The sequence below is a fragment of the Bradyrhizobium sacchari genome (assembly GCF_002068095.1).
GTDB classification, from domain to species: Bacteria; Pseudomonadota; Alphaproteobacteria; order Rhizobiales; family Xanthobacteraceae; genus Bradyrhizobium; species Bradyrhizobium sacchari.
Genome location: NZ_LWIG01000007.1, coordinates 827,602 through 850,241, shown reverse-complemented (window position 1 = coordinate 850,241; position 22,640 = coordinate 827,602). Strand labels below are relative to the sequence as shown.

Here is a 22,640-nt window from a genome sequence, read left to right as displayed (position 1 = left end):
CAATTCCCGGTCCCGAGCCGTACCTCCGGCGATGGGACCGAAACGGGACGAGATATGACTGGATATGGGACTAAGGGCCGCCTGGTGCCGACCCGGCGTGCGGCGTTGACCCTGATCGGGGTGGGCGCTCTCGCGGCGGGCGGCATCACCTCGGCGCTGGCAGCCGCCGACGATGACGAGGTGCTGACCGAAACCAAGGTGCTGCGCGATCCCGACACGCCTGTCGCCGGCAATCCCGACGGCAATATCACCATTGTCGAATGGTCTGACTACAATTGCCCCTATTGCCGCAAGCTCGAGCCCGAGCTGCGCCAGGTCGTCCAGGATGACGGCAAGGTGAGGCTGGTGATGAAGGACTGGCCGATCCTCGGGCCGGTCTCGGTCACGGCGGCGCGAACCGCGCTGGCGGCCAAATTCCAGGACAAGTACCATCAGGCCCATGACGCCATGATGGGCGTCTCCTCGCGTCTGACCGAGCCGCGCATCAACGAGCTGCTCGCGGCCGCCGGTGTCGACATGGACCGGTTGAAGCGCGATCTCACCGATCACGCCAAGGACATCGACGCCATCCTCAAGCGCAACAACGAGCAGGCCGAAGCCTTCGGCTTTCGCGGCACCCCGTCCTTCATCGTCGGCAAATATCGCGTGCCCGGCGTGCTCAGCATGGCCGAGTTCGAGCAGGTCATCGCCGACGCACGCAAGGCCAAGATGAACTGACGCGCGCAACGTTGATCGCAGCCAACATGAAGGCGCCGCCGCGGACCCGCGACGGCGCCTTGTTCATGATACCGCGGCGTTACTTCGACGAGATGCGGACCCAGTCCTTGTGCGCGCGATCGCGCAGCGCATCCCAATCGGCCTTCGCGACATCCCAGTTCACGATGGTGCGATTGGTGGTCGCGACCTCGCCATTGGCGACGGACGAGGTCTGCATGGAATCATAGATATAGACGCCGCCCGCAAGCAGCAGCGCGCCCAAAATCATTCCGAAAAACGTCCTCATAGCAGGCCTCCGGTGTCGCGCCGATAACGTCGGCACGGCAGGATGGTTCCGCGGCCATGCGGCGCATCTAAGGAGCGATTGTTCATTCACCGTTCAGCCACGCCAGAAGCTCCGCGTTGATCTCGCGCGGATAGGTGTGGCTGAGGTCGTCGATCTCGCGATACATGACGCGCGCGCCGGCGGCGGAGAGCGCGGCTTGCGTCTGCCGCGCGGTCTGCACCGGAAACATCCAGTCGAGCTTGCCGTGGGTGATGAAGATGGGCAGGCCCCGCATGCGCGTCGCATCCGCCATCTCCGCCATCAGCGGATGAAAGGTCGCCGAGACCGGCGCCAGATGCGTGAAGGGCGAAGCGCCGTCGAGCCCGGTGACGTAGCAGAAGGTGCCGCCGTCGCTCATCCCGGTCAGCAGCATGCGCGAGGCGTCGATGCTCCAGCGGCTGCGCACCGTCTCGAGGATGCGCATCAGGTTCGGCGTGTCGGTGTCGTCCCCCATCAGCGCCCAGGTAGGGCCGGTCGCTGTTGGCGCGACGAGGATCGCGCCGAGACTGCGGACATCGCGCAGCCAGCTCCAGAGAAATCCGCGGCCATTGCCGCGGCCGCCATGCAGCGCCATCACCAGCGGCAGGGCGCGGCCGGGCGTATAATATTCGGGGACATAGACCGAAAAGCCGCCGCGGCTGCCGGGCTCGTTGTGGTCGTGGAAGAGGCCGGCGTGCTCGCTTGCGCCGGCTTCCAGCCGCGTCAGCAGATCTTCATTCTCGCGATTGGCGGTGTTGAGGAAGAAGCTGCTCACGGGCGGAAATTGCGCCGCCAGAGGATAGAGCGCCTCCTGCGCGCGCGGCAGGTGGCGCAACGCGCGAAACACGGCGACGAGATCGCCATTGCCGCGCTCGACGTCGCGGATGCCGGCAAAGGCGACGAGTGTCTCGTTGCAGGCGCGATCGAGCCGTTCGCGCAAGCCGGCAAATTGCTCCGGCCATTCACTGATCGCAGCGTGCGATGCCTGCAGCGCCTCGTCCGGCCTGCCGATCGCACTCATCACCGAGGCAAAGGCCGGCGGGTGCAGATGCCGTTGGAAGAAGCCGAGCGCTTCAAGCGCGCTGAGCAGCGGCGGCAACACGGCCACGATGTCGTCGATCACGGCCTCGCTCATTGCAGCTTCCCTTGGCGGCGTCCCTGGCTTGGGGTCAATGCAGCTTCGGCGCCTTCAAGAGCTTGAAGCGGTCGGTCGAGGTCACCGTGACGTCGAACGTGACGCCCTCATGGTGCACGGTCAGCGGTACGTCGACGCCCGCGGCGCCGAGCGCCCACATCTTCCTGTAGAAGGCGGTCTGGCTCGTGATCTTCTCGCCATCCACGGCAAGGATCACGTCGCCGGTCTTGAGCTCGGCGCGTTCGGCCGGGCCGTTGGCGGAGATCCCGATCACCACCACGCGGTTGTCGATCTCGGTCGAGTACAGCCCGAGCCAGGGCCGCGACGGCTTGTTGACGCGGCCGAACTTGCGTAGATCGTCCAGGATCGGCTTCAGTAGGTCGATCGGCACGATCATGTTGACGTGCTCGGCCTTGCCGTCGCGTTCACGCTCGAGCTGGAGCGAGCCGATGCCGATCAACTCGCCGTGCTCGTTGAGCAGGCCGGTGCCGCCCCAGTTCGGGTGTGCGGGATAGGTGAAGACGGCTTCATCCAGCAGGTATTCCCAGTAGCCGGCGAATTCCTGCTTGGCCACGATCTGGCTTGCAACCGATCGCGTCCGGCCGCCGGCGCCTCCGACCACGACGCGGTCGCCGATGCGGGTATCGGCCGAATTGCCGAGCGGCAAGGGCTCGACGTCGAGCTCGCCGAGTGCCTGCACGAGGCCGAAGCCGGTGACGGAATCGAAACCGAGCGCATGCCCCTCGACGACACGTCCGTCTGCGAGGTGCAGCCACACCGATTCCGCCTCGGTGATAAGATAGCCGATGGTCAGCACCAGCCCGTCGTCGATCACGACGCCGTTGCCGGCGCGTTCGGTGCCCAGCGTCTCGGCGCTGAATGCGTCCGGCGGGACGATGGCGTGCAGGCCGACGACGGAGGCGAGCGCGCGGTCGAGATCGAAACCGTAGTCGCTCGCACGTGGCTGATTGGCCGGCGGCACTCTCCATTCGGTCAGGGCGGGCATGGAGTTCTCCTGGCTGAGTGCATCGCTCCGCCTTTGGTGCGGGACGACGCGCGAAGCTCACGTAATTTAGGCCGGAGAGGGCCGTCTTGAAAGCCTCGTTCCGCAACAATTCCTGATAACGCAGTGTGAAATCTTTGAAATGTGCGGGACCGGCTCGCGCGCGGTCCGCTGCGGCGCGCGCTTCGATCCGGCATCCGCCGCATGGCTGCTGTCCGGCGAGGTGCTAGGCGGGCTGCAACGAAGCTGCTACCCATTGTCGCTTCGTTTGACCAAGGGATCACGGACCGAAGCAATGGACAACCGCAGCGACATCTGGCGTGGCGTCGATACGATCAAGGCGCGTTTCATCGACCTCAGCGACAAGGTCTGGGGCATGCCGGAGGTGTGCTACACCGAGGCGCGGTCCGCCGCCGAGCACCTCGCCGAGCTGCGTCATCAGGGCTTTCGCATCACCGAGAAAGTCGCGGGTATTCCGACCGCAGTGATGGGCGAGTGGGGCGAGGGTGGGCCGGTCATCGCCTTCATGGGTGAATATGACGCGCTGCCCGGCCTCAGCCAGGAGGCGGGCGTGGCCGAGCATCGTCCGATCGAGACCGGCGGACACGGTCACGGCTGCGGTCACAATCTGCTCGGTTCCGCCGCGCTGCTCGCCGCGACCGCGGTGAAGGACTGGCTCGCCGAGAACAAGCTGCCGGGCCGCGTGCGCTATTACGGTTGCCCGGCCGAAGAAGGCGGCGCGGCAAAGGCCTTCATGGTGCGCTCCGGCGCGTTCGCGGACGCCGACATCGCCATCACCTGGCATCCGCACAGCTTCTGGGAAGTGGCGGTAACGCCGTCGCTCGCGAACACGCGCGCCGACTTCATCTTCACCGGCCGCACCTCGCATGCGGCGGCTTCGCCGCATCTCGGCCGTTCCGCGCTCGATGCCGTGGAACTGATGAACGTCGGTGTGAACTACATGCGCGAGCACATGCCGAGCGATGCGCGCGTGCACTATGCGCTGCTCGACACCGGCGGCATTGCGCCCAACGTGGTGCAGGCGCATGCGCGGGTGCGCTATTCGATCCGCGCCCGCGATCTGCCCGGCATGAACGAGCTGGTCGAACGCGTGTCCAAGATCGCCCAGGGTGCTGCGCTGATGACCGAGACCAAGGTCGAGATGAAGATCATCTCCGCGGTCTCCAACATCCTGCCGAACGCGCCGCTCGAGCAGGCGCTGCACCGGGTCATGGAAGAGCTCGGACCGCCGCATTTCGACGATGCGGACAAGAGCTTTGCCACCGAGATCCGCGCGACGCTGACCGACAAGGACATCTCCTCGGTCTACTACGCGATCGGCATGGAGCCGACCGATCGGCCGCTGGCCGACTTCCTGGTGCCGCTCGATGCCAAGCGCAACCCGCTTGTAGGTTCGACCGACGTCGGCGATGTCAGCTGGGTGGTGCCGACCGTGCAGGTTCACGCACCCACGGTTGCAATCGGCACGCCCTTCCACACCTGGCAGGTGGTGGCGCAGGGCAAGAGCCCGCACGCGCACAAGGCCATGGTGCAGGCGGCCAAGGCGATGGCCGGGCTCGGCATCAAGGCGCTGACGGATCCCGAACTGATCAAGGCTGCCAAAGCCGATCTTCAGAAGCGCACGGCCAAGACACCCTACGTCTGTCCGCTGCCGGACCACGTCGCGCCCCCGCTCGACATGTCCGTGGCGTAGAATTCGGTCTCGATACTTCGTCTGATCCGGCGAACAAATTTTCCGCAGTGCAGCGCGATTTCCGGCGCATTTTGGCGCCGGATTGCCGAACGCTTGGGCTGCGGAACGCGGTTTTGCCCAACGGACAGCCAGAAGACCGTTTGCATACACACGGTCCCAGTTGACGGGCCCCCCAATCGGTGTGCCATCTACCGCCAGCCAAAACCGGCGGTCGCCACGTGCGGCCGCCTGCATCCATACGGGAACCAGACGGGGACAACCATGCTGGATAAAGAACTGCGTTCGATGATCGGTCAGGTGAAGGACGGGCGGATGGATCGCCGCGCCTTCATCAAGCGCCTCGCCGCGGTCGGTCTCACCGCCCCCCTGGCGAACCAGATCCTGGCGCTCGGCGGTGTCGCCATGGCCGAGGGCCCCACGACCTACAAGCCGACCAAGCGTGGCGGCGGTGGTGCGCTGAAGCTGCTGTGGTGGCAGGGCCCGACCCTGCTCAATCCGCACTTCGCCACCGGCACCAAGGACCAGGACGGCTCGCGCCTGTTCTACGAACCGCTCGCCTGCTGGGATCCGGACGGCAACATGAAGCTGGTGCTGGCGGCGGAAATTCCGTCGATCGAGAACGGTCTGCTCGCCGCCGACGGCAAGTCGGTGACGTGGAAGCTCAAGCCCGGTGTCAAATGGCATGACGGCAAGCCGTTCACCGCGGACGACGTCGTGTTCAACTGGGAGTACGCCAAGGACCCGGCGACCTCCGCATTGACCATTGCGACCCACCGCGACATCACCGTGGAGAAAGTGGACGACCTCACGGTCCGTATTCTCTTCAAGAAGCCGACGCCGTTCTGGGCCGACGCCTTTGTCGGGGCGCCCAACACCATCATTCCCAAGCATCTCTTTGCCGACTACACGGGAAGCAAGTCGCGGGAAGCGCCGACCAATCTTTCTCCGGTCGGAACCGGCCCCTACAAGTTCGTGGAGTTCAAGCCTGGTGATCTCGTCCGCGGGCAACTCAATCCCGACTATCACATGCCGAACCGTCCCTATTTCGACACCGTCGAGATGAAGGGCGGTGGCGATGCGGTTTCGGCCGCGCGGGCCGTGATTCAGACCGGAGAATATGATTTCGGCTGGAACATCCAGGTCGAGGACGACGTCTTGTTGCGCCTGGAGAAGGGCGGCAAGGGCAAGACTGTCTACGCCGTCGGCGGCGATACCGAGTTCATCGCGCTCAACTTCACCGATCCCAACACGGAGGTCGACGGCGAGCGCTCGTCGATGAAGACCAAGCATCCGCTGTTCTCCGATCCCGCCGTGCGCAAGGCGCTGTCGCTGCTGGTCGATCGCGAGTCCGTCAAGAAGGCGATCTATGGCCGCGCAGGCCGCACCACCGCCAATTTCCTCAACGGTCCCGAAAAGTTCGTCTCCAAGAACACGACCTGGGAATTCAGCGTCGAAAAGGCCTCGAAGCTGCTGGACGACGCCGGCTGGAAGCCGGGCGCCGACGGCATCCGCGAGAAGGATGGCAAGAAGCTGAAGCTGCTCTACCAGACCTCGATCAACGGTCCTCGCCAGAAGACGCAGGCGATCATCAAGCAGGCCTGCCAGAAGGCCGGCATCGAGGTCGAACTGAAGTCGGTCGTTGCATCGGTCTTCTTCTCCTCGGACGTCGCCAACCCCGATACCTACGCGAAGTTCTATGCGGACATCGAGATGTTCCAGATTCCGCTGAGCCAGCCGGACCCGTCGCAGCACATGCGCCGCTATCTGTCCACCAACGTCGCCACCAAGGAGAACAAGTGGCAGGGCACGAACTTCCCGCGCTGGGTCAACAAGGACTACGACGCGGCGATCGAGGCCGCGGAAAGCGAAATGGACCCGATCAAGCGCGCGGCGCACTACATCAAGGCCAACGACCTCATGTACCAGGACACGGTGTTCATCCCGGTCCAGCATCGGCTGAAGGTGGAGGCCGCGGCCAACAATTTGCGCCCGATCGTCAGCGGCTGGGCCAACGAAACCGACAATCTGCACGATTGGTACCGCGAGGAATGATCACGCGCGGCTAAGCGGGTCCTTCCCTCATGAGTCAGTACGTCCTGCGTCGTCTCCTGATCGCGATTCCCAGCTTGCTGGGAATCTCGCTGGTGCTGTTTGTCGTGCTCGCGCTCGCTCCGGGCGACCCCTTCGCGGAGCTCGCGACCAATCCGAACGTTCCGCCCGAAGTCGCGCTCGCGCTTCGGGCGAAGTTCGGCCTCGATGACCCGATCTACCTCCGCTACCTGCACTGGCTCAACGCCATGGTGCACGGGGACTGGGGCTTTTCCTTCGTCAGCCGGATGAACGTCGACACGCTGATCCTGCAGCGCCTGCCGGCCACGCTTTACGTGATCGGCTCGGCGCAGATCCTGGCGCTGCTGATCGCGATCCCTGTCGGGGTCTATGCCGCGACCAAGCCCTATTCGCTGTTCGACCAGATCGCAAATACGCTCGCCTTCGTCGGCTTCTCGCTGCCGACCTTCTTCACCGGCATCCTGTTCATCCTGATCTTCTCGGTCACGCTGGACTGGCTGCCCTTCGTCTACACCACTGACATCAAGGGCACCGGCATCCGCTGGGTGCTGGAGATGATCCGGCAGGCGATCATGCCGGTGGCGGTGCTCGGTCTGTTCCAGGCGGCTTCGATGACGCGTTTCGTGCGCTCGGCGATGCTCGACGTGATCAGGCTCGACTACGTCACCACGGCGCGGGCCAAGGGCCTCGGCCAGGCCACGGTGATCGTCAAGCACGTGATGCGCAACGCCATGATCCCGGTGGTCACGCTGATCGCGTTGCAGATGCCCGCCGTGTTCGGCGGCGCCATCGTCACCGAGCAGATCTTCCGCATTCCCGGCATCGGCTCGCTGCTAATCACCTCCATCCTTTCCAACGACACGCCGGTGGTGATGGCCGTCACCTTCGTCTTCGCGTGCCTTGTGGTGCTGTTCAACCTCATCGCGGACGTCCTCTATGGCTGGCTTGACCCTCGCATCTCCCTCCGCTGAGCGGGGCGTCTACTCGCCCTGGCGCGAGACGTGGCGGCGCTATAGCCGCCACCGGCTCGCTGTCGTCAGCGCCTTTCTGCTCCTCATTCTGGTGCTCGCCGTCGTGCTCGGGCCCTTCGTGTGGCGCGTGAAGATCAACGACATCGACATCATCGCGGGCATGCAGGGACCCTCGCTTGCCCATCCCTTCGGCACCGACGATCTCGGCCAGGACATTCTGGCGCGCATGATCTATGGCGGTCGCATCTCGCTCGCGGTGGGGCTCGCCGCGATGCTGGTTTCGGTCTTCATCGGCACGCTGATCGGCGCGCTCGCCGGCATGTCGCGCGGTGCGCTCGGGCACGGATTGATGTGGCTCACCGACCTGTTCCTGTCGTTGCCGCAACTGCCGCTGCTGCTCCTGCTGATCTATCTCTTCCGCGACGGGCTGAAGCAGGTGTTCGGTCCCGAAGGCGGCATCTTCATCCTGATCGTGCTCGTGATCGGGGGCCTGCGCTGGATGCCGGTGGCGCGGCTCGTGCGCGCGCAGTTCCTGTCGATCCGCGAGAAGGAGTTCGTCGAGGCGGCCCGCGCGCTCGGCGCCAGCCCGGTGCGGCAGGTGGTGCGCCATATCCTGCCCAATGCGGTCGGCCCGGTGATCATTGCCGGCACCATCGACGTCGCCGCCGCGATCATCGCGGAATCGACGCTGTCCTTCCTCGGTCTCGGCTTTCCGCCCGACACCCCGACCTGGGGACGGCTGCTGTATGACGCCAAGGACTTTCTCGACATCGGTCCGCACTGGGCGCTGTTCCCGGGCGGCGCGATCTTCATCGCGGTGGTCGCCATCAACTTCATCGGTGATGGCCTGCGTGACGCGCTCGATGCGCGACGGGTGATCTGATGGCGCCGCTGCTCGAGATCAAGGGCCTGAAAACCCACTTCTCCACCGACGACGGCATCCTCCAGGCCGTCGACGGCGTCGACATCTCCATCAACAAGGGCGAGACGCTCTGCGTCGTCGGCGAATCCGGCTGCGGCAAGACCGTGACCGCGATGTCGATCCTGAAGCTGATCGCGATGCCGCCGGGCCGCATCGCGGCCGGCCAGATCATCTTCGAGGGCCGCGATCTGGTGCCGCTGACCAGCAGTCAGCTCGACGAGATCAGGGCCAAGGAGATCGGCTTCATCTTCCAGGAGCCGATGACCTCGCTCAATCCGGTGCTCACGATCGGCGAGCAGATCGCCGAGAGCCTGCGCCGGCACGAGGCGGTCACCAAGAAGCAGGCGCTCGAGCGCACCATCGAGATGCTGAAGCTGGTGCAGATCCCCAACGCCGAAGGCCGCGTGCACAATTATCCGCACCAGTTCTCCGGCGGCATGCGCCAGCGCGTGATGATCGCGATGGCGCTCGCCTGTAAGCCGAAACTGATCATCGCCGACGAGCCCACCACGGCGCTCGACGTCACCATCCAGGCGCAGATCCTCGACCTTCTCCAGGACATGAAGGAGCGCTTTGGCATGGCGGTGATGCTGATCACTCATGCCATGGGCGTCGTCGCCGAGACCGCGCAGCGCGTCGTCGTGATGTATGCCGGCAAGGTGGTGGAGGAAGCGCCCGTCGACGATCTCTTCGGCGATCCCCGTCATCCCTATACGCAAGGCCTGATCCGTTCGATCCCGCGCATCGATCTCGACAGCGAGCACAAGACGCGGCTGGAGGCGATCGGCGGCTCGGTGCCGATCCTGATCAATCCGCCGGTCGGCTGCCGCTTCGCACCGCGCTGCAAGTTCGCCATGAATATCTGCACCGAGAAGGAGCCGCTGCTGCGCGAAATCTCGCCCGGCCATCGCATGGCCTGCCACCTGGGAGATACGCACTTGGGAGCCGCGTCATGAGCGAACCCTTGCTCCGCGTCAGCGGCCTGAAGAAACATTTCCCCGTGCTCGGCGGCCTGCTGTCGCGCCAGGTCGGCAGCGTCTATGCGGTCGACGGCGTGTCGTTCTCGGTCAATCGCGGCGAGACGCTCGGCCTCGTCGGCGAATCCGGCTGCGGCAAGTCCACCACGGGCCGATGCGTGCTGCGCCTGATCGAACCGACCGACGGCGAGGTCGTCTTCGACGGCCAGGACGTGCGCAAGCTCGGCGGCACCGACCTGCGCGCGATGCGGCGGAACATGCAGCTGGTATTCCAGGACCCGTTCGCCTCGCTCAATCCGCGCATGACGGTCGGCGCGATCCTCGGCGAGGCCTTCACCATCCACAAGCTGGCCTCGTCCGCCAAGGAGCGCGAGGACCGCGTCGCGGGCCTCCTGGTCAAGGTCGGGCTGAAGGCCGAGCACATGCGCCGCTATCCGCACGAATTCTCTGGCGGCCAGCGCCAGCGCATCGTGATCGCGCGCGCGCTCGCGGTCGAGCCGAAGCTGATCGTCTGCGACGAGCCGGTCTCGGCGCTCGACGTGTCGATCCAGGCCCAGGTCATCAATCTCCTGGAAGACCTTCAGGCCGAGCTGAACCTGACCTATCTCTTTGTCGCGCACGACCTCTCGGTGGTCGAGCACATCTCCGACCGCGTCGCGGTGATGTATCTCGGCCGCATCGTCGAGCTCGCCAAGGCCAGCGATCTCTACCGCAACCCGCAGCATCCCTACACCAAGGCCCTGCTGTCGGCGGTGCCGGTGCCCGATCCGAAACTCAAGCGCGAGCGCATTCGCCTCAAGGGCGACGTGCCGAGCCCGATGAAGCCGCCGTCGGGCTGCCACTTCCACACCCGCTGCCCGATCGCTCAGCCGCGCTGCGCCGAAAGCGCACCCGAGCTGAAGGAAGGAGCGGGCGGTCATTTCGTGGCGTGTCATCTCGCCTGACGCAGAGCCAGGCGGGCCGCGCGTTCATTTGGCGTCAAGCAGGCCGTGCGCGAAAAGCGCCTGCCTGAACGCCTCCACCGACGTATGGTGATGCCCAAACATGCCCGCCTCGCGTGCGCCGGCAACATTGGCCATGAGATCGTCGACGAACAGCACGGTCTGCGGCGTCACGTTGAGCTCGGACAGGCAGCGGCGATAGCAATGCGGGTCCGGTTTGGCCGTTTTGAACCGGGCCGAGGCGTAGATCCTCGAACCGAACAGCGGACGCAGATCGGGCAGCAGCGTGTCGATATGGTCGGCGACCAGCGTGGTATTGTTGGTCAGGACCGCAACATCGACGGTCTCGCGCAGGCGGCGGACGATCTCCAGCATCGCGGAATTCGCCTGCATCGAGCGGCGCCGCGCCTCCAACCACTCGTCGAGCGACAGCGGATAGCCCATGCGTTCGCCGAAACCCCGCAGATAGTCCGCAGCATCGAGCGCGCCGCAATCGCCGAGCGCCTCGAAGCCGCTGTCCCAGATCGCCTCATGGATGAACGCGCTGGTCGTCCGCGCCAGCTCCGCCAGGCAGGCGACGCGCTTTGCCCTGTCGTAGTCGCAGAGCACGTTGTCCATGTCGAACAGGACGAGCTTGATGGTGTCAGCCACGGCAACACTCTCGGATCGGCCGAACAGCCGGCCATGACGGCAGTCATATCGCGCCGGACCGCGGCCGACAAATCGGCAGAGAGGGCCGTGGCTACGATGTGCGGCGCCTTGCCAGTTGGTGCAGCACCGTGTCGATGGCTGGGACCGCGCCGGTCTCGCGCAGCCATGTTTCGGCGAGCTCCCTCAGCTCGCCCGGTGTCAGGCCGAATGCGCCGGAACGCCCGGATGAAGGTGGAATCGCTGCTGACGAGCAGGTCGACCGCGAGGTCGATCAGGCGCTCGTCCTCCGCGGATGGGATATCATCTGGCGGAAAGCCGGTGCTCCCTGACGTAGTGCGCCAGTCCGCCATCGGCTTCGAACAGACGATAAAGCGCTGCGTCGATGAGACGCCCGGCACAACGTGTCTGTCATTGCATTGAGACGATCGACCTCAATGCGGAGACCCGATCGTGGAGCTTTACCGATGACGGAGGCCTCGTTTCCAGCGACGGCGGTCGCCGGGTCTCGAGCGGTTTCCGGTCATCGCCGTCGGCGCCGGAGCCCTTCGGAATTCCTGCTCGAAGCATTGCGTCACTCGCGGCGATTGCAGGCCAATCGCATCCTTCATCAATATGCTGATCTCATCGCGAAGCCCGACCTGCCTGCCGCTTCCGATAGAGGCAGCCTGGAGGGCCACCGACGATGTCGATCAGCGAGTGATCTGAGCGCAAGAGCTTCGTTCAAATTCCGGCACTCAGAGACAATACCCTGCTTGCGATCATCGCGGTCGGCTTCTGTCTTCTTCACGTCATGACCGCGGTGCTCCTGATGCCGCCTTTCGCAACCAGCGCCGCGGCTACGCCGCCCGAGAAATCGCGCGCGCCGTACGACTAGCCCGGGCCCGCGGCTCCGCACTCACCACGGCCTCGGTCGAGATGAGATGGCGTTGGGCTGGTCCCGGTCATGCGCTCTTCGCGGGCCAGGGCACGACCTGACCCGACATCACCAGCCGGTCACGGCCATTGTCCTTGGCGGCGTAGAGCGCGCGGTCGGCGGCAGCGACCAACGCACTACAGTCGGTCGCGATCTGCGAGGGAAAACTCGTCGCGGCGCCGATGCTCGCGGTCACCAGGCGCGAGGGCGGGTTTTGCGCATGCAGAATGGCGAGATCGTGCAGCGCCTGGCGAATCCCCTCACCAACCTCGGCGCAGCCTTCCTGGTCGGTGTTCGGCAACAACAGGGCGAATTCCTCGCCGCCGTAGCGGGCGGCGAGATCGCCGGGGCGCCTGGCGTGAGCGGATAGAATCCGGCTCAGCGCGCGAAGGCACCCGTCGCCTGCCAGATGCCCGTAATGGTCGTTGAACTTCTTGAACTGGTCGACATCGATCAGCAGGAGCGAAAGCTGCGTGCCGTCGCGCCGCGCGCGCGCCCATTCCTCGGCGAGGCGTTCGTCGAAGGCGCGCCGGTTGGCAAGGCCGGTGAGTCCGTCGGTGGTCGCAAGCGCGGCGAGCTTGTCCTGGAGGTCCTTCTGCTCGGTCATGTCGCGCACGACCGCAACGACGCCGTCGATCTCGCCGCTGTCGGGAGCCCGTGTCACGTGCAGGGCCGCTTCGACCCAGAGGTCGCCCTTCTCGCGATGGCGTTGGCGATAGACGAACCTCGCCTCCTCGGCCTCGCCATTCTTCAGCGCGGTGATGGCCTGCTCGACCCGTTCCATGTCCTCCTCATGAATGCCGGCCACGGCCGACGTGCCGAGAAGCTCGTCGGGCGACCAGCCGATCATGCGCTGGCATGACGGAGAAACGTAGAGCAGGCGGTTATCCAGCCCGATCCGGGTCACCATGTCGCTGGATTGCTCGGCGAGCAGGCGGAAATGGGCTTCGTTGGCGACCAGCGCCTGTGCCATCCGCTGCCGCTGCGACAGCTGTCGGACCAGATAGTAGCCGATCACCGCGATCAACAGGACGAGGCCCAGGACGAAGGTCACGCGCGTGACCGCCGCGCGTCGCCAGGGCGTCAGCACGTCGTCCTGCGACTTGCTCGCCAGCACCATCAGTGGATAGCGGCTGCTGCGCTGGTAGTAGCTCAGCCGCTGCACGCTATCGAGCGGCGACTTGAAATAGTATACGGCCGCGGCCGGCCGTTTTTTCCACTCCCTGAACAGCGGCGCATTCGACAGGTCGCGCCCGACGAAGACACTGCTCTCGTCGCGGCTGCGCGCCAGCATGATGCCGTCATTGTTCAGCAGCGACGCCGAGCCGTTCGGCCCGACGTCGAAGCGCTCGTAGAATTTGACGAAATAGGCGACGTCGATCGTGAGCAGGGCGACGCCGGCGAAGCTGCCGTCGGGACGGTCGATCCGGCGCGATGCAGTTATGATCCACTGACCGCCGGCGCGGCTCTTGATGGGCCGCCCGATCAGCGTGCCCTTGTCCGGGGAGGCGCGGTGCTGCTGGAAATATTCGCGGTCGCTGTTGTTGAGTCTGGAGAAGTCGATTTGCTCGGTCGTGGCGAGCCAGCGGCCGGTCTCGTCATAGACGAAGATGCCGCGGATGCGGTCCGATGATTTGCGGGTCGGCAGATAGGTCTGGAGCTTCTCGATCGTGTCGGGACCCATCCCATCGAGTTCGAGGCGGTGGACCAGCCCGACCAGGATCGTATCGGCGAGCTCGAACGTGTCGTCCGCGTGCTGGATCAACGAATGCGCCAGGTTGGCGACGTCGGTCTCAGCGTTCCTGAGTTCGGCATCGCGCGTTTCCCATTCGCGCCAGGCGCTCAAGCCGAGGATCGCGACGCAAATCAGCACGACGAAGCCCGCCGCCCAGAGCGGAAGGCGCGTCTTGCCGAATTCGCGGCTCGTGACCATCAGGTTTGCTCCAGATCGGAGCAAACCTCTCACTTTGGACTTAACGGCTTGTTGCAATATCCGCGATGATTGTGCGCGGTCCGTATTCAACCGGGTCGGGGTCGATAGATCTTGATCGACTCCCGTCGGCGGATGTTAACCACGCTGCCGCGGCGTGACGGTTTTGCCCGGCATCCGGCGAGTCATCCCTCCAGGGTAAATCCGACCCTCAACGTCACCTGGTAGTGGCGCACGGCATTGTTCTCGATGTGACCCCGCGTCTGCACCACCTCGAACCATTTCATCTCGCGGACGGTCTTGGCGGCGCGGCCGATCGCGTTCTTGATCGCATCCTCGATCGAGGTCTCGGATGATCCGACCAGCTCCAGGATCTTGTAGACGTGGTCCTTCTCGGCTGTGGGCATGAGACGTCTCCCCTTGTTCTGTGGCGGGCCCGGATACCGCTCCCGCGGTGTATCCGAAAGCGTCGGGCCGCATAGTGAACGGGCGGCCTAGCTTCCGGTTCCTTGATCCGCGATGGTCCGCATGCAGCAGCCGAGGTGGAGCAGCCAGCGTCCGCCTGCTAAGCGCTATTCATGGATTCGGCCCGGCGCGACAGGACGATCGGCTCTCTCTGCCTCTGCGTGACGGCATTCGGCTGGGCGTTGAACTGGCCACTGATGAAGCTGTTGCTCCAGCAATGGCCGCCCTTGTTCGCCCGCGGGCTCGCTGGTGTCTGCGCCGCGGTCATTCTCGGGACCCTGGCGCTGTGCCGGAAGGAGGCGTTTGCCGTTCCGCGCGAGGCGATCCCGCGGCTGTTGTTTGCGACGCTCACCAATGTCTTTGCCTGGATGGGGCTCGGCACGGTCGCGATGAAATATGTGAGCGTGAGCGAGGGAGCTCTGCTCGCCTACACCATGCCGATCTGGGCCATGCTGTTCGCCTGGCCGGTGCTGCACACCCGGCCCGTGTTGCGGGATGTTTGCGGGCTCGTCCTCGGCGTTGCGGGCGTTGCACTGCTGCTGAGCGGCAACGGCTTTGCGTTTGGCGCAGACAAGCTGCTCGGCATCGTTTTGGCGTTGCTCTGCGCCATCCTGTTCGCGCTCGGCAATGTGCTCAACCGCAAGCCACTGCCGATGCCGCCGCTGGTCGTCGTCGCCTGGCAGGTCGGGCTCGGCTGCGCCATCATGCTGCTTCTCGGCGTGCTCTTCGAACACCCGGACGTCTCGGCGATCACCCCGCTGGGACTCGGCTGCTTCGTCTACATGACGCTGGTGCCGATGGGCCTCTGCTACGTCACCTGGTTCGAGACGCTGCGCCGCCTGCCGCCGACCGTGGCGTCGACTGGCATGCTGATCGTCCCGGTGATCGGCGTGATCTCCGCCGCCATCATCCTGGGCGAGCCGTTGGGCTTGCGCGAATGGGCGGCGATGGCGCTCACGCTCGGCGGCGTGACGCTGGCATTGCAGCGCGCCTAGAAGAATGGTTGCGCGGCTTGCCGCGTTGCCAGCAGATAGACGCCGACGGCAATGGCAACGGCTTGATCACCATGGTACCGAGCGCAAGGCCTGCGAGATGCGGCCGCCGTTGGACGTTGAGGCAGACCAACGCCAAGTTGCCTCGAAGTGATAGATTAGGTAGAGGTCGCCGCGCCAGACGCGCTGCGCGACGATGTGGAAGGCGTCGAAATCGGCGAGCTCGCGGCCCTTCCAGCTGCCCCAGCGGGCGAACCAGAAGGTCTTGAAAGCGACGACCGCCGCCAGCGCGATCAGCACGAAACGCACGTAGCTCACCCGCTTCGACGGCGAGAGCTGAACCTGTTCCAGTGTTTCGGCGAGCTTGGCGGCGGCAACCTCGCACCTGACCGATTTGGCGGCTGGACGGGCAGGTCCGCAGATTCCTGCCAAGCTGCCATTGGAGGTTCAAGGGACGGTAACGAACGGGGATGGATTTCGGGGCTGGAGCCGTCCCTGACGGAATGAAAGGCGCGGAGAATCTGGTCCGGTCCGCCACAAGTCTTGCGCCGGACGACCCGCTTCCCGGCCGATTGGCGTGAAGGAGCGAGATGCCTTTGCGAAATCGCCCGCGGGCGTCGGATGGGTGTGCTTGCCCGTTCAGGGACGGGCAAGCTAACCTCGGCGCATTTCCTGGCATGTTCGATGTGCGGTGATGATCGACCGTTGGACAAAGGGCGCTCTGGTTGCGATCGGCCTCTCTGTCGTGCCTGCGCCTGTCGTCGCGCAGGACGATCTCGGTGACGCGCCGGCTAGCATGTCGTTGCAAGTGACGACCGATCCGTCCACGATCGAGTGCCGCAGGCTGGAGGCGGTCGATCCCACATCGCTCACGTTTCTGCCGCTGCGCCGGACGTTCAACGATGATTTCAACGAGCATCCGCTGTCGCACGGCCGCTGGGTGCCGCATTATGCCGGCGGCGCGGCCTGGCCGGAGGCGCGCTATTGGGGCGGCGACGGCTCGGACTTCAAACGCAAGACCAGCGCCAATGGCGAGCAGCAGATCTATGTCGATCCGCGCTACACGGGCCGTGCTGCGACGCCGCTCGGCCTCGATCCGTTCAAGGTCAAGGACGGCGTGCTCTCCATCGTCGCCAGCCGCACGCCGCCGGAATTGAAGCCGGTGTTGTTCAACAACGACTACATCTCGGGGATCCTGACGACGCAGGGCACGTTCGCGCAGAAGCACGGCTATTTCGAGATCCGCGCAAAAGTGCCGGTCGGCCATGCGGTGTGGCCGGCGTTCTGGATGCTGGCGGACGACGGCGGCTGGCCGCCGGAGGTCGACGTGCTGGAAGGCCGCGGCGAGCGGCCGGGCGACCTCGTGATGACGACGCATTGGCGGATTCCGTCGACCCAGAAGATCCAGTCCTGCGGCTTCGACTTCGCGGTGGGCGACGCGTCGCGCGCATTTCACAATTACGGTGTGCTGTGGGAGGAGGACCGGCTGGTCTATTTCATCGACCGTAAGCCGGTCTCCGATATCAGGGTGCCGATCGGCTTCGACGATCCCATGTACATGATCGTCAATCTGGCGATCGGATCGAAATTCTTTCTCGGCGTCGGGCCGGTCGATGCGGAATCGCCGCCGAGCGTCGCGTTCGAGATCGACAGGATTTCAGCCTATCAGATCGATATTGGGCAGGCGCGGAGATAGCGATGTCAGCTGACGTCTCGCGGCGCGAATTTGCAGGGCTAGCGGGTCTGGCTGCGCTTGGCGCAGCGACAGGCGCCAAGGCCGCGGAGAACGAAGCGCCGGCATCGATCGATCGCCGCGCGCCCTTCCCGAGGGATTTTCTGTGGGGCACGGCGACCTCGTCCTATCAGATCGAAGGCGCCGTCAACGAGGACGGGCGCGGCAAATCGATCTGGGACATTTTCAGCCATACGCCCGGCAAGATCGAGGACGGCACGACCGGCGACCGCGCCAACGAGCACTACCACCGCTACAAGGAGGATGTCGCGCTGATCAAGGCGCTCGGCGTCAAGGCCTATCGCTTCTCGATCGCCTGGCCGCGGGTGTTTCCGGACGGATCGGGCCAGCCCAATCCGAAGGGGCTCGATTTCTACAACCGCCTCGTCGACGAGCTGCTCGCAAACGGCATCGAGCCCTACGCCACGCTATATCACTGGGATCTGCCGCAGGCGCTCCAGGACCGCGTCGGCGGCTGGCAGTCGAGCGATACCGCGAAAGCCTTTGCCGACTACTCGGCTTACGTCGCCGCGCGCCTGACCGATCGCGTCAGGACCGTCTTCACCGTAAACGAGGTCGGGCGCTTCGTGAATTTCGGCTATGGCTGGGGCATCGACGCACCGGGCCTCAAGCTGCCGACCGCGCAACTCAACCAGGCCCGCCATCACGTCGCGCTGGCGCACGGGCTTGCCGTGCAGGCGATCCGCGCCTCCGGGCGCGCCGGCACCCGCGTCGGTCCCGCCGAGAACATCGCCGCGTGCGTGCCGGCGATCGCGACGCCGGAGAATATCCGTGCCGCTGAGATCGCGACGCGCGAGCTCAATGCTGGCTTCCTCGGCGTGGTGCTGGAGGGCAAATACACCGACGGCTTCCTCGCCTATGCCGGCGCGGCCGCGCCAAAGTTCACGGCCGAGGAATTGAAGATCATCGGCACACCGAACGATTTCGTCGGGCTCAACATCTATGCGCCGCAGTTCTACGTCACCGCCTCCGACCGCGCGCCGGGCTTCGACGTGCTGCCGTTTCCGACCTCGTTCCCGCACATGAATTCGGAATGGCTGCGGGTCGGCCCTGAGGTGATCTACTGGGCGCCGCGCCTCGCCGCAAAAATCTGGAACATCGAGACGATCTACATCAGCGAGAACGGCACCTCGTCCGAGGACAGGATCGCCGCCGACGGCCAGGTCTACGACCTCGACCGCATCATGTTCCTGCGCAACTACCTGACCCAGATGCAGCGCGCAATCAGCGAAGGCGTGCCGATCCGCGGCTACTTTCTGTGGAGCCTGATGGACAATTTTGAATGGATCTTCGGCTACGGGAAACGGTTCGGGCTGTACCGGGTCGACTTCGAGACCCAGGCGAGGGTGCCGAAGCTGAGCGCGGCATTCTATCGCGACGTGGTGGCGCGGAATGCGATTGGGGTGTGAGACCTGACCTTACGGATCCAGCTCCGTATCCCAGTACAGGTAGTCCAGCCAACTGTCGTGGAGATAGTTCGGCGGGAACAGGCGGCCGTTGCGGTGAAGCTGGTGCACGGTCGGCGCGAAGGCGGCCTGGCGGGGAAACATTTTTGCTTGCGCCGGGGTGAGATTGCCCTTGCGGAGGTTACACGGCGAGCACGCCGCGACCACGTTCTCCCAGGTGGTCTGGCCGCCTTTGCTGCGCGGGATGATGTGATCGAAGGTGAGGTCTTCGGGCGAGCCGCAATATTGGCAGTTGAAGCGATCGCGCAGGAAGACGTTGAACCGGGTGAAGGCGGGATGGGTGGTCGGCTTGACGAAGGACTTGAGCGAGACGACGCTCGGTAACTGCATTTCCAGGGTGGGACTTCGAACCGCCTGATCGTAATGGGCGACGATATTGACGCGGTCGAGGAACACCGCCTTGATCGCGTCCTGCCACGACCACAGAGACAGTGGGTAGTAACTCAGCGGCCGGAAGTCCGCATTCAGCACCAACACCGGCCAACTGCCTTGCGAGACATGTGCGTTCAAGTAACGCTCCCGGCCTCCAATATACGCTGCGAAGCAGCATGTATTGACATACTACATGCAGCGTGACGGGATTGTGAAGCCCGTTGAGCGACTTATTCAGCCGCAGCCAATGCGGCGGCGGGGTGGCGAAACGCCCAAAAACGCCGTGATTCGGGGAGGGGTGGGCGAGGCCGGGCCCGGAACCGCCGGGCGTTGCCGATACCTCATTCCAGTACCCGCTCCAGCTTCTGCAGGCACCGCGTCGCGCGCACCACGGCCGGCATCTCCTCATCCGGAAAGCTCGTCTTCCAGTTGGTCACGCCGACCTCGCCGACATAAATGTCGCCCTTCGAATCCAGCGCGATGCCGTGCGGCGCCAGGAATTTGCCGCTGGCGACGCCTGGCCCTGCTTCGCCGCCGAGCCGCGCGATGCGTTTGCCCTGCGCATCGACGATCGACAGCCGCGGGCCGAGATTGGGCACATTGCGGTTGATGTCGAGACCGGGGCCGAGCTCGCCGATGACGAAGGTCGGGCGCTTGGCCCCGCCGCAGCAGCACAGCGCACAGGGTCGGTGAAGGTTGTTCCACTGCGTCTCGTATCTGCCTTCGCCGTCGAACACCTGCACGCGATGGTTCTCTCGGTCGGCGACATAGACCCAGCCGTCGGCATCGGTCGCGATATTGTGTACGATGTTGAACTGGCCCGGATCGGTGCCCGGCTCGCCCCAGCTTTTGATCAGCTTGCCGTCGGGCGTGAACTTGTGCACGCGCGCATTGCCATAACCGTCTGAGACGTAGATCTCGCCCTTCGGCGACAGCGCGGTGTGGGTGCAGCGATGGAACGGCTCGCCGCTCATGAACGGCGCCGGCTTTGCGGGAATGCCGATCGTCAGCAGCACCTTGCCGTCGGTGGTGCATTTGCGCACCGTGTGGTCGCCGTCGTCGGTGCAGTAGAGATTGTCGTCGGCGTCGATATGCAGGCCGTGCGCGCGGGAGAACAGGCCCTCGCCAAAACTGCGCAGGAAATTGCCCTCGCGGTCCAGCACCACCATCGGATGGGCGCCGCGATTGAATACGTAAATGCGGTCGCGGCTGTCGACCGCGACCGAGGCGACGTCGGTCAGCGTCCAGCCGTCGGGCAGCTTGGCGAAATTTTCGACGACGCGGTAGCGATGCTCGCCGGTGCCGAGAATGGCTGGCATGGGTGGTCCTTTCCTCTTAATTGTCTCTATCGCGTACGTCTGCATGCGCGTCGTCATTGCGTGCGCAGCGAAGCAATCCAGAATCCCTCGGCGGAGACAGTCTGGATTGCTTCGCTGCGCTCGCAATGACGGTGTTGCTCAAGCTGCGCTCAACGGCATGGCGATAGCCCGTGGCAACATCCCTTCCTCGATCGCCTTGATCTGCAGCGCGAGGAATTTCGAGTTGATGCGGCATTGCGCGAGACTGCCGGCGATGAACCAGAGACCGGGCTGCTTCGTGCGCGCATACATGTTGCGCAGCTCGAAGCCGTCGCCAAAACCCCAGACCGGCCCGACGCGATCGGCGACGGCATCGCCGAACAGCTTTCGTACGAGGTATTCCTGCGGCTTGTAGCCTGTTGAAAGCACGATCAGGTCGGCCGCAATGATCGAGCCGTCCTTCATCCGCGCGCCCTCGGGGACAAAGCCCTCGATGTCGGAAAACTGCTTGAGCCTGATCGCGCCCTCGACGATCAGGTTGGAGCAGCCGACGTTGAAATAATAGCCGCCGCCGCGGGTGAGATATTTGAACTGCCAGCCGGTGCCGGCCTCGCCGAAATCGAGCCTGAAGCCGACGCGCGAGAGGCCGTCGAGCAGCTCCTTGTCGAGCGCCTTCGATTGCTCGGTCAGCATCACATGCGTCTTCTTCGCGAGCGGCGTCGGCATCGAGGTCGCGATCAGGTCGTTGTCCTCGAGCGTGCCCTCATTGTAGGTGGCGTAAGCGAGCTGCGCCGACGGCTCGATATTGGTGACCAGCGTCGGCGAGCGCTGCACCAGCGTCACCTCGGCGCCGCTGGAATAAAGATCCTGCGCGATGTCGTGACCGCTGTTGCCGGTGCCGATGACGATGGCGCGCTTGCCCGTCCAGTTCTCGCCGTCCTCGTAGCGGCTGGAATGCATCAGCGTCCCCTTGAAATTGTCGAGGGTCGGAATCTCCGGAATATTGGCGATGCCGCTGACGCCGGTCGCCATGACCACGTGGCGCGGATGCATGCTGCGTTTGCTCCCGTCGGCGCGGCGCAAAGCGACGGTCCAGTGGCCCTTGGCCTCGTCATAGGTGCCGCCCTCGAATTCGGTGCCGGTCCAGAAGTTCAGCTCCATGGCATCGACATAGGCTTCGAACCAGTTGGCGAGCTTGTCCTTGGGGATATAGACCGGCCAGTTCGGCGGGAACGGCATGTAGGGAAGATGATTGACCTGCACCTGGTTGTGCAGGGTGAGCGCGTGATAGCGCTTGCGCCAATTGTCGCCGATCCGCATCCCGCGATCGACGATCAGCGTGTCGACCTTCAGTTGCTTCAGCCGTGCCGCGGTCGCGAGCCCGGCCTGGCCGCCGCCGACCACCAGCACGGCCGGATCGCGATCGGAATAGTCGCGCGAGGCGTTGCGCTGGTCGAGCCAGTTCGGCCCCCGGAAATCGCGGGAATAGGCCTGGCCGCGCGGGCGCGAGGTGCCGAGCTGCTCCTCGAAGCCTTTCAGCTCTTCCAGTGCGGTGAGCAGTGTCCAGGCCTTCAACCGGTCGTCATCAGCCGTATCGGGAATAAGCCGCACGATGCCGCTGCCGCGGCCGATCGCGGTCTCGAAAACGAAGATGGCTTCGATGGTGTTGGTGCCGGCACGCGTCACCCAGCGCGGCGGCGCCCGGTTCGGAGCGATCTTGAAGTTGGTCGGCGTCACCTTGGGTGCGAGGGCTGTCAGCGCCTGAACGACTGTATCACGGCCGCCGGTGGTTTGCAGGTTCCAGCTCAGCGCCAGCACGTCGCGCCAGAAACACTCGGCAACGAACAGGCGGGCGAGCCCATCGTGATCCGGTTTACCCAGCGTGCGTTCGAAATCATCGAGCCAGGCCTGTGCGGCGACGGAAATATCCTTCGTCCTGTCCAGCATGCGCGACCTCATGGCCGTCTTCGCGGCGTATCCTCGGAGATCGAACGCTATACCGGTTCGACGGGCGTCGAAAGCGCTTTACCCGAGCAGCGACAGCAT

General features: G+C 64.7%; 20 protein-coding genes. 10 read left to right on the top strand and 10 right to left on the bottom strand.

Annotation, left to right across the window (positions count from 1 at the left end):
* Positions 1–54: 54 nt before the first annotated feature.
* A complete protein-coding gene (locus A5906_RS10475) occupies positions 55–717 on the top strand; it encodes a DsbA family protein (RefSeq protein ID WP_080135083.1) in 663 nt (220 codons plus the stop codon).
* 79 nt (positions 718–796) lie between these two features.
* Here the strand turns inward: A5906_RS10475 and A5906_RS10470 are convergent, their stop codons facing one another.
* The 3 genes from A5906_RS10470 to A5906_RS10460 all read right to left on the bottom strand — a co-directional run bounded on the left by A5906_RS10470 (position 797) and on the right by A5906_RS10460 (position 3,162).
* On the bottom strand, positions 797–1,003 hold the full coding sequence (locus A5906_RS10470) for a hypothetical protein (protein WP_080135082.1): 207 nt from the start codon (positions 1,001–1,003) through the stop codon (positions 797–799).
* A gap of 82 nt (positions 1,004–1,085) precedes the next feature.
* Complete coding sequence (locus A5906_RS10465) at positions 1,086–2,156, bottom strand: carboxylesterase family protein (RefSeq protein ID WP_080135081.1); 1,071 nt, start codon at positions 2,154–2,156, stop codon at positions 1,086–1,088.
* Between the two features lie 34 nt (positions 2,157–2,190).
* A complete protein-coding gene (locus A5906_RS10460) occupies positions 2,191–3,162 on the bottom strand; it encodes a S1C family serine protease (protein ID WP_080135080.1) in 972 nt (323 codons plus the stop codon).
* Between the two features lie 292 nt (positions 3,163–3,454).
* Between A5906_RS10460 and A5906_RS10455 the strand changes: the two genes are divergently transcribed.
* The 6 genes from A5906_RS10455 (at position 3,455) to A5906_RS10430 (ending at position 10,757) form a co-directional block, all read left to right on the top strand.
* Positions 3,455–4,873 carry a M20 family metallopeptidase gene (locus A5906_RS10455; protein ID WP_080135263.1) on the top strand — a complete coding sequence of 473 codons (1,419 nt, stop codon included), beginning with the start codon at positions 3,455–3,457 and terminating at the stop codon, positions 4,871–4,873.
* Positions 4,874–5,134: 261 nt separating this feature from the next.
* A complete protein-coding gene (locus A5906_RS10450) occupies positions 5,135–6,925 on the top strand; it encodes a peptide ABC transporter substrate-binding protein (RefSeq protein ID WP_080135079.1) in 1,791 nt (596 codons plus the stop codon).
* 29 nt (positions 6,926–6,954) lie between these two features.
* Positions 6,955–7,914 carry an ABC transporter permease gene (locus tag A5906_RS10445; RefSeq protein ID WP_080135078.1) on the top strand — a complete coding sequence of 320 codons (960 nt, stop codon included), beginning with the start codon at positions 6,955–6,957 and terminating at the stop codon, positions 7,912–7,914.
* A complete protein-coding gene (locus A5906_RS10440; RefSeq protein WP_080135077.1) occupies positions 7,880–8,797 on the top strand; it encodes an ABC transporter permease in 918 nt (305 codons plus the stop codon). Before A5906_RS10445 ends, A5906_RS10440 begins: the two co-directional genes overlap by 35 nt.
* Positions 8,797–9,792 carry an ABC transporter ATP-binding protein gene (locus A5906_RS10435; protein WP_080135076.1) on the top strand — a complete coding sequence of 332 codons (996 nt, stop codon included), beginning with the start codon at positions 8,797–8,799 and terminating at the stop codon, positions 9,790–9,792. The genes A5906_RS10440 and A5906_RS10435 overlap by 1 nt, the downstream gene beginning before the upstream one ends.
* Positions 9,789–10,757 carry an ABC transporter ATP-binding protein gene (locus tag A5906_RS10430; RefSeq protein WP_080135075.1) on the top strand — a complete coding sequence of 323 codons (969 nt, stop codon included), beginning with the start codon at positions 9,789–9,791 and terminating at the stop codon, positions 10,755–10,757. Before A5906_RS10435 ends, A5906_RS10430 begins: the two co-directional genes overlap by 4 nt.
* A 24-nt stretch (positions 10,758–10,781) precedes the next feature.
* On the opposite strand, the gene A5906_RS10425 is transcribed toward A5906_RS10430, so the two are convergent.
* The 3 genes from A5906_RS10425 to A5906_RS10410 all read right to left on the bottom strand — a co-directional run bounded on the left by A5906_RS10425 (position 10,782) and on the right by A5906_RS10410 (position 14,655).
* Positions 10,782–11,432 (bottom strand): HAD family hydrolase, encoded by a 651-nt coding sequence (locus tag A5906_RS10425; protein ID WP_080135074.1) that lies wholly within the window; start codon positions 11,430–11,432, stop codon positions 10,782–10,784.
* A gap of 914 nt (positions 11,433–12,346) precedes the next feature.
* Entirely contained in the window at positions 12,347–14,251 is a 1,905-nt protein-coding gene (locus A5906_RS10415; protein WP_080135073.1) for a sensor domain-containing diguanylate cyclase, read from the bottom strand.
* Positions 14,252–14,433: 182 nt separating this feature from the next.
* Positions 14,434–14,655 carry a dodecin gene (locus tag A5906_RS10410; RefSeq protein WP_080135072.1) on the bottom strand — a complete coding sequence of 74 codons (222 nt, stop codon included), beginning with the start codon at positions 14,653–14,655 and terminating at the stop codon, positions 14,434–14,436.
* A gap of 171 nt (positions 14,656–14,826) precedes the next feature.
* Here A5906_RS10410 and A5906_RS10405 point away from each other — a divergent pair, with 171 nt between their 5' ends.
* Positions 14,827–15,708, top strand: coding sequence for a DMT family transporter (locus A5906_RS10405; RefSeq protein ID WP_080135071.1), 882 nt, complete (start codon positions 14,827–14,829; stop codon positions 15,706–15,708).
* A gap of 66 nt (positions 15,709–15,774) precedes the next feature.
* Here the strand turns inward: A5906_RS10405 and A5906_RS10400 are convergent, their stop codons facing one another.
* Positions 15,775–16,137 carry a hypothetical protein gene (locus A5906_RS10400; protein WP_245326660.1) on the bottom strand — a complete coding sequence of 121 codons (363 nt, stop codon included), beginning with the start codon at positions 16,135–16,137 and terminating at the stop codon, positions 15,775–15,777.
* Positions 16,138–16,399: 262 nt separating this feature from the next.
* Here A5906_RS10400 and A5906_RS10395 point away from each other — a divergent pair, with 262 nt between their 5' ends.
* Together A5906_RS10395 and A5906_RS10390 are read left to right on the top strand one after the other, a co-directional pair.
* The gene (locus A5906_RS10395) at positions 16,400–17,401 is read left to right on the top strand and encodes a glycoside hydrolase family 16 protein (RefSeq protein ID WP_080135070.1); all 1,002 of its coding nucleotides are present in this window, start codon (positions 16,400–16,402) and stop codon (positions 17,399–17,401) included.
* Between the two features lie 2 nt (positions 17,402–17,403).
* Positions 17,404–18,867: a GH1 family beta-glucosidase gene (locus tag A5906_RS10390; protein WP_080135069.1), complete on the top strand. Its 1,464-nt coding sequence runs from the start codon at positions 17,404–17,406 to the stop codon at positions 18,865–18,867.
* Positions 18,868–18,876: 9 nt separating this feature from the next.
* Here A5906_RS10390 and A5906_RS10385 read toward each other — a convergent pair whose 3' ends face one another.
* From A5906_RS10385 to A5906_RS10375, 3 genes are all read right to left on the bottom strand, one after another.
* Positions 18,877–19,434, bottom strand: coding sequence for an HNH endonuclease (locus A5906_RS10385; RefSeq protein WP_080135068.1), 558 nt, complete (start codon positions 19,432–19,434; stop codon positions 18,877–18,879).
* Between the two features lie 203 nt (positions 19,435–19,637).
* Complete coding sequence (locus A5906_RS10380; protein ID WP_080135067.1) at positions 19,638–20,615, bottom strand: peptidyl-alpha-hydroxyglycine alpha-amidating lyase family protein; 978 nt, start codon at positions 20,613–20,615, stop codon at positions 19,638–19,640.
* A gap of 138 nt (positions 20,616–20,753) precedes the next feature.
* A complete protein-coding gene (locus A5906_RS10375; RefSeq protein ID WP_080135262.1) occupies positions 20,754–22,541 on the bottom strand; it encodes a flavin-containing monooxygenase in 1,788 nt (595 codons plus the stop codon).
* Between the last annotated feature and the right edge of the window lie 99 nt (positions 22,542–22,640).